The 13,684-nt window shown below is 56.6% G+C and carries 13 protein-coding genes; 3 read left to right on the top strand and 10 right to left on the bottom strand.

Annotated elements, in window-relative coordinates:
* Positions 1 to 52 precede the first annotated feature (52 nt).
* Together dnaG and rpsU are read right to left on the bottom strand one after the other, a co-directional pair.
* A complete protein-coding gene (gene dnaG / locus ACQR3R_RS29695; protein WP_428278139.1) occupies positions 53 to 2,032 on the bottom strand; it encodes a DNA primase in 1,980 nt (659 codons plus the stop codon).
* 478 nt (positions 2,033 to 2,510) lie between these two features.
* Positions 2,511 to 2,726 carry a 30S ribosomal protein S21 gene (gene rpsU / locus ACQR3R_RS29690; RefSeq protein ID WP_002551877.1) on the bottom strand — a complete coding sequence of 72 codons (216 nt, stop codon included), beginning with the start codon at positions 2,724 to 2,726 and terminating at the stop codon, positions 2,511 to 2,513.
* 199 nt (positions 2,727 to 2,925) lie between these two features.
* Between rpsU and tsaD the strand changes: the two genes are divergently transcribed.
* Positions 2,926 to 3,951 (top strand): tRNA (adenosine(37)-N6)-threonylcarbamoyltransferase complex transferase subunit TsaD, encoded by a 1,026-nt coding sequence (tsaD, locus tag ACQR3R_RS29685; RefSeq protein ID WP_428278135.1) that lies wholly within the window; start codon positions 2,926 to 2,928, stop codon positions 3,949 to 3,951.
* Positions 3,952 to 3,974: 23 nt separating this feature from the next.
* Here tsaD and plsY read toward each other — a convergent pair whose 3' ends face one another.
* Positions 3,975 to 4,544, bottom strand: coding sequence for a glycerol-3-phosphate 1-O-acyltransferase PlsY (plsY, locus tag ACQR3R_RS29680; protein ID WP_428278133.1), 570 nt, complete (start codon positions 4,542 to 4,544; stop codon positions 3,975 to 3,977).
* Positions 4,545 to 4,627: 83 nt separating this feature from the next.
* On the opposite strand from plsY, the gene folB reads away from it, so the two are divergent.
* Both folB and folK read left to right on the top strand, forming a co-directional pair.
* On the top strand, positions 4,628 to 4,975 hold the full coding sequence (gene folB / locus ACQR3R_RS29675; RefSeq protein ID WP_428278289.1) for a dihydroneopterin aldolase: 348 nt from the start codon (positions 4,628 to 4,630) through the stop codon (positions 4,973 to 4,975).
* Positions 4,966 to 5,484, top strand: coding sequence for a 2-amino-4-hydroxy-6-hydroxymethyldihydropteridine diphosphokinase (gene folK / locus ACQR3R_RS29670; RefSeq protein ID WP_428278131.1), 519 nt, complete (start codon positions 4,966 to 4,968; stop codon positions 5,482 to 5,484). Before folB ends, folK begins: the two co-directional genes overlap by 10 nt.
* 93 nt (positions 5,485 to 5,577) lie before the next feature.
* On the opposite strand, the gene ACQR3R_RS29665 is transcribed toward folK, so the two are convergent.
* From ACQR3R_RS29665 to apaG, 7 genes are all read right to left on the bottom strand, one after another.
* Entirely contained in the window at positions 5,578 to 6,807 is a 1,230-nt protein-coding gene (locus ACQR3R_RS29665; protein WP_428278129.1) for a multifunctional CCA addition/repair protein, read from the bottom strand.
* 63 nt (positions 6,808 to 6,870) lie between these two features.
* Positions 6,871 to 8,433, bottom strand: coding sequence for a SpoVR family protein (locus tag ACQR3R_RS29660; RefSeq protein ID WP_428278127.1), 1,563 nt, complete (start codon positions 8,431 to 8,433; stop codon positions 6,871 to 6,873).
* A complete protein-coding gene (locus ACQR3R_RS29655; RefSeq protein WP_428278125.1) occupies positions 8,430 to 9,701 on the bottom strand; it encodes a DUF444 family protein in 1,272 nt (423 codons plus the stop codon). Before ACQR3R_RS29655 ends, ACQR3R_RS29660 begins: the two co-directional genes overlap by 4 nt.
* Positions 9,702 to 9,820: 119 nt before the next feature.
* Entirely contained in the window at positions 9,821 to 11,743 is a 1,923-nt protein-coding gene (locus ACQR3R_RS29650) for a PrkA family serine protein kinase (RefSeq protein WP_008027052.1), read from the bottom strand.
* A gap of 295 nt (positions 11,744 to 12,038) precedes the next feature.
* Positions 12,039 to 12,368: a thiosulfate sulfurtransferase GlpE gene (gene glpE / locus ACQR3R_RS29645; RefSeq protein ID WP_428278123.1), complete on the bottom strand. Its 330-nt coding sequence runs from the start codon at positions 12,366 to 12,368 to the stop codon at positions 12,039 to 12,041.
* A 33-nt stretch (positions 12,369 to 12,401) separates the two neighbouring features.
* Positions 12,402 to 13,283: a symmetrical bis(5'-nucleosyl)-tetraphosphatase gene (locus tag ACQR3R_RS29640; protein WP_428278121.1), complete on the bottom strand. Its 882-nt coding sequence runs from the start codon at positions 13,281 to 13,283 to the stop codon at positions 12,402 to 12,404.
* The gene (gene apaG, locus ACQR3R_RS29635; RefSeq protein ID WP_428278119.1) at positions 13,283 to 13,663 is read right to left on the bottom strand and encodes a Co2+/Mg2+ efflux protein ApaG; all 381 of its coding nucleotides are present in this window, start codon (positions 13,661 to 13,663) and stop codon (positions 13,283 to 13,285) included. The genes ACQR3R_RS29640 and apaG overlap by 1 nt, the downstream gene beginning before the upstream one ends.
* Positions 13,664 to 13,684: the final 21 nt, after the last annotated feature.

Here is a 13,684-nt window from a genome sequence, read left to right as displayed (position 1 = left end):
GAAGGTCTTGGCGGGCAAAAAACAAGCCGAGGATTATACCTGAGCTATGACCTCACGCGCCAGTTGAGGTCGGGTCTGATACAGCCATATTGCGTTTTAATAGGTCGCGCATCTGATTTGCGATCTGATTTGCTTCCTCCGCGGTCAATCCTGGCTGCCTTGCTTTCCTGATTAATGCTTCAAGGCTATCGGTGTGTTGACCCGCTGATAACCTAGTAATGGTGTCTAAAAACTGTTGTTCAAGGTTGTCGCCTGTAATCAGCCATTCCTTTTCCGCCAACGCTTTAAGAAGGCGTCCCTGTTCGGTTCCATGCCAACGGGCCATCAGCTGAATTGAGTTTAGCTTAGGATTTTTTTGTACGGCCCCGATAAGGGCCACTAGCAGTTGCGCGTAAGTGTTGCTTTCATTGGCGAAGTGGTCGGCGGTTTCTACCTTCCCGGCCAGCTCCGGATGATGAATGAGCGTGCGTAAGGCAATAAGTGTTGGGGCTTCTACAGCAATTGGGGTGCGTGGTGCGCTCTGTTGATCGCGATCACCGCCACGCTTGCCGTTCTTGTCCCAGGGTTTCTTGTCCCACTTCTTGCCGCCGGCACCGGGTTTTTTCGGAGTCCATTCCTGTTGCGGCGCATACATGTCTTGCGCCTGCGGCTGATGGTAGTCGCTGTAATCCGGCATAGCGTCGTAATCGACGCCGGGGTCATAAGCGGGCGGCGCGTTTTGGGGAGCGCTTTGCACCAATTGGCTGACCGCTTCACCGCTCAGGCCGGTAATTTCACTCAGGCGCTGACGCATCAGAATGCGCAGGTTCGCGCCCGGGACCTTGTCGATCAGCGGTGCGGCAAGGGTGGCCATGTGGGCTTTGCCTTCTAGCGAGCGCGGGTCTGATTCTTCGGTCAATTGCTGAAAAAAATAATCGGCTAACGGCTGCGCGTGCTGATTAATCCGGGCGCGGAAGGCGTCAGTGCCTTCAGAACGGACCAAGGTGTCCGGGTCTTCGCCTTCGGGTAGAAACAGAAAGCGTGCGCGTCGCCCATCCTGCAAGCACGGCAAGGCTGCTTCCAGTGCGCGCCACGCGGCGTTTCTGCCGGCCTGGTCGCCGTCGAAACAAAACAAAACGTTGGGCACCACGCGAAACAATCGCTTCAGGTGTTCTTCGCTGGTGGCGGTGCCCAGTGTTGCGACGGCGTTGCGCAGGCCCTGCTGGGCGAGGGCGATGACATCCATGTAGCCTTCGACGACGATGATTTCGTCAAGGTTACGGTTGTTTTTACGTGCTTCATAAAGGCCATAGAGTTCTTGGCCTTTATGAAATACCGGGGTTTCCGGTGAGTTCAGGTATTTCGGCTTATCGTCGCCGAGTACGCGGCCGCCGAACGCGATGATGCGTCCCCGGCTGTCGCGAATCGGGAACATCACGCGATCACGGAAGCGGTCATAGCGTTTGCCGGTTTCAGCGTTCTCGATCAGCAGCCCGGCGTCGACCATGGCTTTCTGTTGTAGCGTGTCCGTGCTCAAGTGCTTGAACAGATTGTCCCAGCCTGGTGGCGCGAATCCCAGGCCGAAGTCCCGGGCAATTTCACCGGTCAATCCGCGACCCTTCAGGTAATCCACCGCTGCTTTTCGCGACGGATGACTTTTCAGTGCCTGCCGATAAAAATCCGCTGCGGCGGTGAGCAAGGGGTAGAGCGGCGAATCGGTCGGCTGACGTGGTTTGTGCTGTCGGCCGCTTTCTTCACGGGGTATTTCCATGCCGGCGGCTTTGGCCAGTTCTTCGACAGCCTGGATAAAGTCCAGGTTGTCGTGGTCCATCATGAAGCCGAGGGCATTGCCGCCCGCGCCGCAGCCGAAGCAATAATAGAATTGCTTGTCGGGACTGACGCTGAACGAAGGGGTTTTTTCTTTGTGGAAGGGGCAGCAAGCTGTGTAATTCTTGCCGGCCTTTTTGATTTGCAGGCGCGAGCTGACCACGTCGACAATGTCGGTGCGGTTCAGAAGGTCGTCAATGAAGCTCTGGGGAATTAGCCCGGCCATGGCGTTCTCGTCATCTGCGAATTGGATCCGAAACGAGCGGCAATCGATCATGGGCGTTGTTTGAGGCGCGCAAAACGTGCGGCTCGACCAGTGTCGTCTGCATAATCGCTATCGGGGAGTGTATCTGCCGAAAATCCACTGACGTTAGTACCAATCAGTATTCGACTGTATGAAAAGTGTTGCGCTGAATCCGGCTGCGGCCAATACAGGCCTCGGATAGCTCATAAGCGGGCACGCAAGATGGTGCCTTGGGCTGATCGTCGTGAGAGGAATCAGTGGGTGTGCTCGTCAGTAGCCTTGGAAGGCTCGTCAGAAAAGACGTGCACCGCTGGCAAAAGAGCCAGGTCTGACGCTGTGAAGCAGATTTGTCTTGGTCGCGTCTGCGACTTTGACGGTGAAGCATCAAGCGTTTTCCGCAAATGCCATTAGCCCGGCTGAGGGCCGGGCTTGGCAGAAGCTTGCTACGAACGTCTGTGTATTAGTACAGACGAACGGCGCGGCGCTGTTCGCGCTGAACTTTCTTCGCGTGACGCTTAACAGCGGCTGCTGCTTTACGCTTACGCTCGGAAGTCGGCTTCTCGTAGAATTCGCGGCTACGAACTTCAGCCAGAACACCGGCTTTTTCGCAGGAGCGCTTGAAACGACGCAGAGCTACGTCGAAGGGTTCGTTCTCTTTTACTTTGACGGCTGGCATCCAGAGCTACCTTCATTCATTACCGGGGTCAACATCCTCGTGGCAAAAGAGCACTTGAAGACGTCGGTTTTTAAGGGTTGCGGATGTTAACCCCTCATCGCACGGAATGCAAAGCCTCTGATCGAAAACCGCTGGTCGGGGCATCACGTGGCGACTATTATGCGCGCCTTCGAATTCAGCCTAAACAAGGCGCAAACCCATGCTAGTACTGGGATTAGAAACCTCTTGCGATGAAACTGGTGTCGCACTTTATGACAGTGAACGCGGCCTGCTGGCCGATGCACTGTTCAGCCAGATTGACCTGCATCGCGCCTATGGCGGCGTGGTGCCGGAGCTGGCCTCGCGCGACCACGTGAAGCGCATGCTGCCCTTGATTCGTCAGGTGTTGGCCGAGGCCGACTGCGTGCCTACAGAGATTGACGCTATTGCCTACACCGCGGGGCCGGGGCTGGTGGGGGCCTTACTCGTGGGCGCCTCTTGCGCCCAGGCACTGGCCTTTGCCTGGGGCATTCCAGCCCTTGGTGTGCACCACATGGAAGGTCATTTGTTGGCGCCGATGCTGGAGTCGCAACCCCCCGAGTTCCCGTTCGTCGCTTTGTTGGTCTCGGGCGGTCATACGCAGTTGGTGCAGGTCGATGGAATAGGCCAATACACGCTGTTGGGCGAAACCCTCGATGACGCGGCCGGCGAAGCTTTCGACAAGACCGCAAAGATGATGGGGCTCAATTATCCGGGCGGGCCGGAAATCGCGCGTTTGGCGGCGCAGGGTGTTGCCGGGCGTTTCACTTTCCCGCGTCCGATGTGTGATCGACCGGGGCTGGCGTTCAGTTTTAGCGGTTTGAAAACATTCGCCCTGAATACCTGGCAGCAATGCGTAAGCGCCGGGGACGACGGCGATCAAGCTCGTTGCGACATCTCACTGGCGTTCCAGCAGGCCGTGGTGGAGACTTTGACCATCAAGTGCAAGCGGGCCCTCAAACAGGCCGGTATGAAGCGTCTGGTGATTGCCGGCGGCGTCAGCGCCAACAAAGCGCTGCGCTTATCGCTGGAAAAAATGCTCGGCGACATGAAAGGCGATGTGTTTTACGCCCGTCCTGAATTCTGTACCGATAATGGCGCAATGATCGCGTTTGCCGGTTGCCAGCGATTGCAGGCAGGTCAGCACGAAAGCCTGGCAATCAGCGTGCAGGCCCGTTGGCCGATGGAGCAATTGTCACCGTTGTGATGAGCCGGGCTCATGCGTTGCATCTAAAAATGCCGTTCGCGCCCGGCAAACAGGTCGCGTAGATTGCCGCGATGACGCCACACGATCAGCCCGGTCAAAGCGCTCATGGGCAGCAACGCCGCCGGTTCTTGCCAAGCCAGCAGCGGCAGGGTCAGTGGTGTGGCAATCAGGGCTGCGAGTGAGCTGGTGCGGGTCAGGTAGAACGTCAGCAGCCAGGCGCACGCCGCCAGAAGGGCCGCGGGTGGGTAGAGCCCCAGCAGCATCCCTGCGGCGGTGGCGACACCCTTGCCGCCGCGAAAGCGAAAATACAGTGGGAACAGATGTCCGATGACGGCGCACACGCCGATCCAGGCCTGTTCTTGCAGTGAAAGGCCTGCAGTACCTGCAATCAGGACCGGTAACAGGCCTTTGCAAAGGTCGCCAAGCAGGGTCAGGACGGCAAGCTTTTTACCGGCCAGACGCAGCATGTTGGTGGCGCCGGCATTACCGGAACCACTCATTCGCGGATCCGGTTTACCGGTCAGGCGGCTGAGTAAAATGGCAAAGGACAGAGAGCCGAGCAGGTAGGCGAGGGTCGCCAGTAACCAAAACATGCTAACTATTCCGGGCGAGGACGCCCTGATTCTAACGGCGCATTGCGCCCTTGTCGTGCAGCGGAGAAGAGTGCTTGGACAGAGTGTTTATCGAGGGTCTGGAAGTGGACACCGTCATTGGTGCCTACGACTGGGAGCGAGGCATCCGACAATGCCTGCGACTTGATCTGAGCTTCGCTTGGGATAATCGCCCGGCTGCCGCGGGTGATGACCTGACTTTGGCGCTTGATTACGCGAGCGTTTCGTCGCGTATTCAGGCGTTCGCCGAGCAGGCACAGTACCAATTGGTCGAAACGTTTGCCGAGCGCCTCGTCGAGGTGCTGATGAGCGAATTCAAGATCACCTGGGTGCGTCTCAAGTTGACCAAGCCAGGTGCTGTCCCGGCGGCTACGGGCGGCGTGGGTGTGGAGATCGAGCGCGGATGTCGCTGACTCAGGTGTATCTCGGGCTCGGTAGCAATATCGAGCGCGAATCCCATTTGCGGGCCGGCCTTGAGGCCTTGGCGGGTTTTCTGCTGGATATTCGCTGTTCGGCGGTGTTCGAAAGCCAGCCGGTGGGTATCAAAAGCGGACCGTTTTTCAATTTTGTGGTGTCGGCTTTCACCGATCTGCCACTGATGGAACTCGACCGCCGCTTGAAATTCATCGAGGCGGATAACGGCCGCTATGCACCGGATCGCAAGGGCTTGCCGTTGGATATCGATGTGCTGTTGTTCGGTGATCTGGTGGGGAATTTCGACGGTTTGATACTGCCGCGAGCAGAGATTCTGAAAAATGCTTTTGTGCTGTGGCCGCTGTCGCTGATTGCGCCAGATCGTATACACCCAGGCGTAGGAAAAAGCTTTGCCACGTTGTGGGATGAGGCACAGATTGACCAGGTGTTGGCGCCGGTGTCTTTTGAGTGGCGGGGCAAGCAGCTGACGCCTTCAGCGTTGTTGTGATACGCAGGACACCTTTGCGAGCAAACCCGCTCCCACATTGGATCTGCGTCTTACTCAAATCAACTGTGGGAGCGGGCTTGCTCGCGAAGCTTTTCAGGCAGACGCCGTGTCCTTGTAATATTTCAGCGCCTTCAAGCGTTCTCCTTTCAGGGCTTCACCCAGCTCAGGGCCTTTGAATCCTTTCTCCAGTAACGGCTGCACTGCCACGTTGCGTGCTGCAGTTGCTGCCCCGCGCAAATAATCCGCCTGTGGATAACTTCTCTGCTCCAGCCCTTTACGTCCTCGCGCGTCCATCTCGCACGCTGCAATAAATTCTTCAAATCGCTGCGGACGACGGTAGATATCAAAACTTTGCAGCAACTCCAGCAAAGTCGAAGGCTTCAACTTCAGGGCGCGATGGCCATGAGTGTGGTATTGGCCAACCAGCAAGGCGAGTTCCTGGCAGTCCTTGGGTGCCTTGAAACGTTCGTTTACCGCTTTGATCAGTTTCAGTCCTTTGTGCTCATGAGCAATATGGCGAGGCCACTCTTCTCGCGGCGTTACCCCTTTGCCCAAATCGTGCAGCAGACATGCCCAGCGCACCGTCAGCGGTTGTGTGTATCGCGCGGCTTGCTCAAGCACGCTCAGGGTGTGCAGACCCGTGTCGATTTCGGGATGATGAGCCTCGGGCTGGGGGACACCAAATAGCGCATCGACTTCCGGCAACAACACGTTGAGTGCGCCACAATCTCGCAGAACTTCGATAAATACCTGGGGTTGGTTTTCCATCAGTGCGCGAGAAATTTCTTTCCAGCTGCGTTCCGCGGTCAGCGCCTCCAGTTCACCTGACTCGCTGAGTTGACGCATCAGCTCAAGCGTCTCTGGCGCAACCGTGAAGCCAAGGTCTGCATAGCGTGCTGCGAAGCGGGCAACACGCAGGACCCGGAGTGGATCTTCGGCGAACGCGGGGGAAACGTGACGCAATAGGCGGGCGTCAAGATCTTGCTTGCCATGGTAAGGATCGGTCAGGTTTTGCTGGTCATCCTCGGCCATGGCATTGATCGTCAAATCGCGACGGATCAGGTCTTCCTCGAGGGTCACTTCAGGGCTGGCGTGAAAGGTGAAACCGCCATAACCGCGTCCGCTTTTTCGTTCAGTACGGGCGAGTGCATATTCCTCACCACTTTTGGGGTGAAGAAAAACCGGGAAGTCTGCCCCGACCGGACGAAAGCCTTTGGCGAGCATTTCTTCGGCAGTGGCGCCCACCACCACCCAGTCGATGTCGGTGACAGACCGGCCCAGCAGGCGATCGCGTACGGCGCCGCCGACTTTATAAATCTGCATAAAAAACCTCCGTTAGCTCGACAGAATAACCTTTGCGTCGAACTCGCGGAGGTACAAACACTATCAAAGATGAACGACAGCCAAGTCCAATCGGCCGTAATCGCCTTCAGCGTGTTCAGTTCTGGGTGGGACATGATGCGTTTTCATCACTTGGTCACCTTGCAGGGTTTCCAGGTGAATATCGAAGCCCCAAAGACGATGCAGGTGCTTGAGTACTTCCTCGGTGGATTCACCCAGCGGTTTGCGGTCGTGTTGCTGGTGTCGCAATGTCAGGGAACGATCGCCGCGGCGGTCAATGCTGTAAATCTGCACATTGGGTTCGCGGTTGCCCAGGTTGTACTGCGCAGCCAAGGTTTCGCGGATGGTTTTGTAGCCCGGCTCATCATGAATGGCCGGAACCAGCAGGTCGTCCTTCTGGTCGTCATCGAGAATGCTGAACAGCTTCAGATCGCGAATCACCTTCGGTGACAGGTACTGCAGGATGAAGCTCTCATCCTTGAAGCTGCTCATGGCAAACTTGATGCTCGACAACCAATCCGTACCCGCAACGTCAGGGAACCAGCGGTAATCCTCTTCGGTAGGCTCCTCGCACATGCGTCGGATATCCCGATACATGGCGAAACCCAGTGCGTACGGGTTGATGCCGCTGTAATACGGACTGTCGAAGCCTGGCTGCATCACCACACTGGTGTGAGAGGTCAGGAACTCCATCATGAAGCCATCCGTGACGAGGCCTTCGTCGTAGAGATCATTCATCAGCGTGTAGTGCCAGAACGTGGCCCAGCCTTCGTTCATGACCTGAGTCTGGCGCTGAGGGTAAAAGTACTGCGCGATCTTGCGCACAATACGCACGATTTCTCGTTGCCACGGCTCCAGTAGCGGGGCGTGTTTTTCGATGAAATACAGGATGTTTTCCTGAGGCTCGGCGGGGAAACGCGCGTTGTCCTTGTCGCTGTATTTGTCTGCGCCCTTGGGGATGGTTCGCCACAGGTCATTGATTTGTTTCTGCAAATGTTCTTCGCGATCTTTTTGCCGACGGCGTTCTTCCTCTGCCGATATCGGATAAGGACGTTTGTACCGGTCAACGCCATAGTTCATCAGCGCATGGCAGGAATCCAGCAGGTCCTCGACCGCATCGATGCCGTGGCGCTCCTCACATTGCATGATGTACTGCTTGGCAAACACCAGGTAATCGATGATCGAACTGGCGTCGGTCCAGGTACGAAACAGATAATTGCCCTTGAAAAAGCTGTTATGGCCGTAGCACGCATGGGCTACGACCAAGGCTTGCATGCAGATGGTGTTTTCTTCCATCAGGTAAGCGATGCAAGGATCGGAGTTGATCACGATTTCGTAGGCAAGCCCCATCTGCCCCCGACTGTAGGATTTCTCGGTGCTCAGGAAGTGTTTGCCGTAGGACCAATGGTGATAGCCCAGCGGCATGCCGACGGACGCGTAGGCGTCCATCATTTGCTCGGCGGTGATCACCTCGATCTGATTTGGGTAGGTATCGAGTGCGTAGCGAGCCGCGATACGACTGATTTCGCGGTCGTAGGCCTGGATCAGCTCGAACGTCCATTCGGAGCCGGTGGAAATGGGTTGGCGCTTCTGCTCTTTGGCGGTCATGTCACTAACCTGCGCTGGAAGAGTTCACGGAAGACCGGATAGATATCCCCGGCCGAGACCAGTTGTTGCTGGGCAAAAGTGTCAGAAAAGGCGTCGGCTATGCGCTCGTACTCGAACCACAAGGCCTGATGTTCGCGCGGGGTGATCTCTACGTAAGTGTAGTACTGCACAAACGGCATGATCTGGTTGATCAGAATGTCGCGGCAAATGGGTGAGTCGTCGTTCCAGTTATCGCCATCGGAAGCCTGAGCCGCGTAGATGTTCCACTCGTTGCTCGGATAGCGTTCAGCCATGATCTCCTGCATTAGTTTCAGGGCGCTGGAGACAATGGTACCGCCGGTTTCGCGTGAGTAGAAAAACTCCTCCTCGTCCACTTCGCGGGCGCTGGTGTGGTGACGAATGAACACCACGTCGATCTTGTCGTAGTTACGCTTCAGAAACAGGTACAGCAGGATAAAGAACCGCTTCGCGATGTCCTTGGTGGCTTGGGTCATGGAGCCGGAGACGTCCATCAGGCAAAACATGACCGCTTTGGAGCTGGGATTGGGTTGCTTGATCAGCAGGTTGTATTTGAGGTCGAAGGTGTCGAGAAACGGTACGCGATGAATGCGCGCACTGAGTTTTTCAATTTCTGCCTCTATTTCCTGAATATCGCCGAAGTTATCCGGTTCATCGCGTTTGAGGCGCAACAATTCCTCTTTGGCTTCGCGAAGTTTGGCGCGGCTGCTGCCGGATAACGCTATTCGGCGTGCGTGAGCTGAGCGCAAGGTCCGGATAATGTTGATCCGAGACGGATTGCCCTCGTTACTGATGCCTGCGCGAACAGTTTTGAAGGTGTCGGTGCCGGTCAGGTTACGCTTGACCAGGTTGGGCAGCTCCAAGTCCTCGAACATGAACTCGAGGAATTCCTCCTGGGTGATCTGGAACGTGAACTCGTCCATCCCCTCGCCGGAGTTACCGGCCTTGCCAGGCCCACGGCCACCTGCGCCACCTTGCGGGCGGGCAATGTGCTCACCGCTGGTGAATTCCTTGTTACCCGGGTGTACGACCGTTTGTTTGCCGCCACGTCCGTGGTGAAGCACCGGCTCGTCGATATCGCGGCCGGGAATACTGATCTGCTCGCCGTGCTCCATATCGGTAATGGAGCGCCGGCTGACCGCCTCTTCGACGGCTTTTTTAATGTGGTCACGATAGCGCCGCAGAAACCGTTGCCGGTTTACCGTGCTCTTGTTCTTGCCGTTGAGGCGTCGGTCGATCACATAGCTCATAAGAGGCCCTCTGGGCAGCTTCAAGTTGTGAGCTGCAAGCTGCAAGTACAAGCAGTTGCCCGGACATCAGGTCTATGTGCTTGTTTCTTGCAGCTTGTGGCTTATTGCTTGCAGCTGCTTCACTGCGATTTCCGGACCCGTAGGTACCATTCGGAAAGAAGCCTTACCTGTTTGTCTGTGTAGCCACGTTCGACCATTCGTGTAACAAAATCGTTGTGTTTTTGCTGATCCTCTTTGCTCGCCTTGGCATTGAAGCTGATGACTGGCAGGAGGTCCTCGGTGTTGGAGAACATTTTCTTCTCGATGACCACCCGCAGTTTTTCGTAGCTGAGCCAGGTCGGATTTTTACCATTGTTGTTGGCGCGCGCGCGCAGTACGAAGTTGACGATTTCGTTGCGGAAATCCTTCGGATTGCTGATACCGGCTGGTTTCTCGATTTTTTCCAGCTCCTCGTTCAGGGCGACGCGATTGAGAATTTCGCCGGTTTCCGGGTCGCGGTATTCCTGATCCTGAATCCAGAAGTCGGCGTACAGCACGTACCGATCGAAGATGTTCTGGCCGTACTCGCTGTACGACTCGAGGTAAGCGGTTTGAATCTCCTTGCCGATGAATTCGATGTAGCGCGGGGCCAGGTATTCCTTGAGGAAGCGCAGATACCGTTCGCGGGTCTCGGCCTGGAATTGCTCCTGCTCGATCTGTTGTTCGAGTACGTAGAGCAAATGCACCGGGTTGGCGGCGATTTCGTGCGGGTCGAAGTTGAACACCTTCGACAGGATCTTGAACGCGAAGCGTGTCGACAACCCGTTCATGCCTTCGTCGACACCCGCATTGTCGCGGTACTCCTGGATCGACTTGGCCTTTGGATCGGTGTCCTTGAGGTTTTCGCCGTCGTACACGCGCATCTTCGAATAGATGTTGGAGTTTTCCGGCTCCTTGAGTCGTGAAAGCACGGTGAACTGGGCCAGCATTTTCAGGGTATCTGGCGCGCAGTGGGCCTTGGCCAGCGAGCTGTTGAACAACAGCTTGTCGTAAATCTTCACCTCGTCGCTGACGCGCAGGCAGTAAGGCACTTTGACGATGTAGATCCGGTCGATGAAGGCTTCGTTGTTCTTGTTGTTACGGAACGTGTGCCATTCGGATTCGTTTGAGTGCGCCAGCAAGATCCCGGTAAACGGAATAGCCCCCAGACCCTCGGTGCTGTTGTAGTTGCCTTCCTGGGTGGCTGTCAGCAATGGGTGCAGCACCTTGATCGGCGCCTTGAACATTTCCACGAATTCCATCAAGCCTTGGTTGGCCCGGCACAGTGCACCCGAGTAGCTGTAGGCATCGGCATCGTTTTGTGGGAATTCTTCCAGTTTGCGGATATCGACCTTACCCACCAACGCCGAGATGTCCTGGTTGTTCTCATCCCCAGGCTCGGTCTTGGCCACCGCAATCTGGTTGAGAATCGACGGATAGAGTTTGACCACCCGGAACTGGCTGATATCGCCGCCGAATTCGGCCAGGCGTTTGGTGGCCCATGGCGACATGATGGTGTTCAGGTAGCGCCGAGGAATGCCGAAATCTTCCTCCAGGATCGCGCCATCTTCGGTGGCGTTGAACAGACCCAGTGGAGACTCGAAAACCGGCGAGCCCTTGATCGCGTAGAACGGCACTTTTTCGATTAACTGCTTCAGCTTCTCGGCCAAGGACGATTTACCGCCACCGACGGGGCCGAGCAGATAGAGGATTTGTTTCTTCTCTTCCAGGCCCTGAGCGGCATGGCGGAAATACGACACGATCTGGTCGATGCATTCTTCCATCCCATGGAAGTCTTCAAAGGCCGGATAGCGGCGGATAACCTTGTTGGAGAAAATTCTGGACAGTCTCGAGTTGGTCGAGGTGTCGAGCAGTTCCGGTTCGCCGATGGCTAGCAACAACCTCTCGGCAGCGGAAACGTAGGCGCTGCGGTCCTTTTTGCACAGCTCAAGATACTCCTGCAGAGAGAGTTCTTCCTGGCGTGTGGATTCGAAGCGTTGTTGGAAGTGGCTAAAGATACTCATGACGTCACCTCGCTCGATACGTGGAGCCGACGCCGGATCACTCAGTCGATGCTGGCAGCAACCGAACAGGCAGTTGCTGTTTACCCCCCAGAACACTTCCAGAGCTTACCGCTCCGAAAGCAACTCCCGATGACCCGCGCGCCGGTGTACCGGCTCTCCCCTGTTTTGGATGGCCTGGGCTTAAGGATAGTTGGGAATTCAGGAGGTAAAGGCGAGATACGCAATTAGTTGTGGCAGACCGTTCGTCTGCCACCGCGCAAGCCGCTGGAGCCGGGGCTTACACGTTACAAAAAAATTATTCGGACGTGCCTTGTGCGGTTTCCGCTGGATAAGTCGTGCGCCACAGCTCGAAACCGCCGTCCATGCTGTAGACGTCGGAGAACCCTTGGCTGATCAGATAGGCGGCCGCGCCCTGGCTTGAATTGCCGTGGTAGCAGACCACGACAGTTGGTGCATCCAGGTCTGCAGCCTGAATGAAGGCATGCAGCGAATGGTTGTCCAGATGTTTCGAGCCTGCGATGTGCAGCGCGGCGAAGGTTTGCGGGTCTCGAACGTCGACCACTACTGCACCTTGTTCACGCAGGGTTTGTGCCTGTTCGGGGGGAATACGTTTGAATTCGCTCATGGCGGGCTCCTGTGGCTCGGCTGAAAGCGCAGTCTAGCGCTGGGCGCTGGCTGACGTTTGTTCGGGAATAGAGGTGGCGACTGGCGGTAGGGTATGGCCATGCTCGTCGCACTTGCATTGCAGGCGTTCGCCAGTATCGATGTTCATCAGCGTCATGGCGCCGCCCCAGACACAACCGGTGTCGAGCGCGAACACGCCGGGCTCGTCACATTTGCCCTCAAGAGCTGCCCAATGGCCGAAAATGATCTTGGTGCCTTTGGTCTTGCGACCCTTTTGCTGAAACCAGGGCGCATAACCTGGCGGCGCGGTATCGGCGCCTTCCTTACCCTTGAGGTCGAGTTTGCCTTCGCTGGTGCAGAAACGCATCCGGGTGAAATAGTTGGTGATGACCCGCAGGCGGGTGACACCCTGCAGATCGTTGTCCCACTTCACAGGCTCGTTGCCGTACATGCCATCCAGATAGGGTGCGAACAGGTTGTCGTCGCGCAGGGCTTCTTCGACTTCAGAGGCGCACTTCAAGGCTTTGCGCAGGGACCATTGCGGCGGTATGCCAGCATGGACCAGCGCCATGTTGCGTTGCTCGTCGTAATGCATGAGTTTCTGTTGGCGCAGCCACGCGAGCAGTTCTGCACAATCGGGTGCTTCAAGAATTTCGCGCAGGGTGTCGGATTTTTTCAGGCGCTCAATGTTGTGGCCTGCGGCAAGCAAATGCAGGTCATGATTGCCCAGCACGCACACCAGCGATTCGCGGATGTTATAGAGGAAGCGCAGGGTCTGAAGCGACTGCGGACCGCGGTTGACAAGATCGCCCACCAGCCACAGTCGATCCCGTGCGGGGTCGAACGCCACTTCTTTGAGCAGGCATTGCAATGGTTCGAGGCAACCTTGCAAGTCACCGACGGCATACGTCGCCATCAGTGCAGGGCTCCAGGCACTGCGAGGCGGAACGGCGCAATGACCGCATCGAAATGCTTGCCGTCGTCGGCGATCATTTGATAGGTGCCCTGCATGGTGCCAACTTTGGTTGTCATCACCGTGCCGCTGCTGTACGTGTGGTTCTCGCCGGCCGGGATCAAGGGTTGCAAACCCACAACGCCGGCGCCGCGGACCTCCTCGACATGCCCGTCACCATCAGTGATCACCCAGTGCCGCGACAGAAGCTTGGCCGCGAGCTCGCCATTGTTTTGCACGGTGATGGTGTAAGCGAAGGCAAAGCGGTTTTGCTCGGGTTGCGATTGTTCTGCCAGATAGCGGGTGACGACGCTGACGTCGACCTGGTAACGAAGATCGGACATGCAAGAGGCCTTAAAAACGAA

Source organism: Gordonia sp. IEGM753 (assembly GCF_050321825.1).
Lineage (GTDB): Bacteria > Pseudomonadota > Gammaproteobacteria > Pseudomonadales > Pseudomonadaceae > Aquipseudomonas.
This window is presented reverse-complemented; position numbering and strand designations above follow the sequence as displayed.

Bases quoted from the DNA above. Each gene is read 5' to 3' on its own strand.
- ACQR3R_RS29665 (WP_428278129.1), bottom strand. From the start codon at position 6,807: ATGCAGATTTATAAAGTCGGCGGCGCCGTACGCGATCGCCTGCTGGGC.
- plsY (WP_428278133.1), bottom strand. From the start codon at position 4,544: ATGTTTTGGTTACTGGCGACCCTCGCCTACCTGCTCGGCTCTCTGTCC.
- ACQR3R_RS29650 (WP_008027052.1), bottom strand. From the start codon at position 11,743: ATGAGTATCTTTAGCCACTTCCAACAACGCTTCGAATCCACACGCCAG.
- glpE (WP_428278123.1), bottom strand. From the start codon at position 12,368: ATGAGCGAATTCAAACGTATTCCCCCCGAACAGGCACAAACCCTGCGT.
- rpsU (WP_002551877.1), bottom strand. From the start codon at position 2,726: ATGCCAGCCGTCAAAGTAAAAGAGAACGAACCCTTCGACGTAGCTCTG.
- apaG (WP_428278119.1), bottom strand. From the start codon at position 13,663: ATGTCCGATCTTCGTTACCAGGTCGACGTCAGCGTCGTCACCCGCTAT.
- dnaG (WP_428278139.1), bottom strand. From the start codon at position 2,032: ATGGCCGGGCTAATTCCCCAGAGCTTCATTGACGACCTTCTGAACCGC.
- tsaD (WP_428278135.1), top strand. From the start codon at position 2,926: ATGCTAGTACTGGGATTAGAAACCTCTTGCGATGAAACTGGTGTCGCA.
- folK (WP_428278131.1), top strand. From the start codon at position 4,966: ATGTCGCTGACTCAGGTGTATCTCGGGCTCGGTAGCAATATCGAGCGC.
- ACQR3R_RS29640 (WP_428278121.1), bottom strand. From the start codon at position 13,283: ATGGCGACGTATGCCGTCGGTGACTTGCAAGGTTGCCTCGAACCATTG.
- ACQR3R_RS29655 (WP_428278125.1), bottom strand. From the start codon at position 9,701: ATGAGCTATGTGATCGACCGACGCCTCAACGGCAAGAACAAGAGCACG.
- ACQR3R_RS29660 (WP_428278127.1), bottom strand. From the start codon at position 8,433: ATGACCGCCAAAGAGCAGAAGCGCCAACCCATTTCCACCGGCTCCGAA.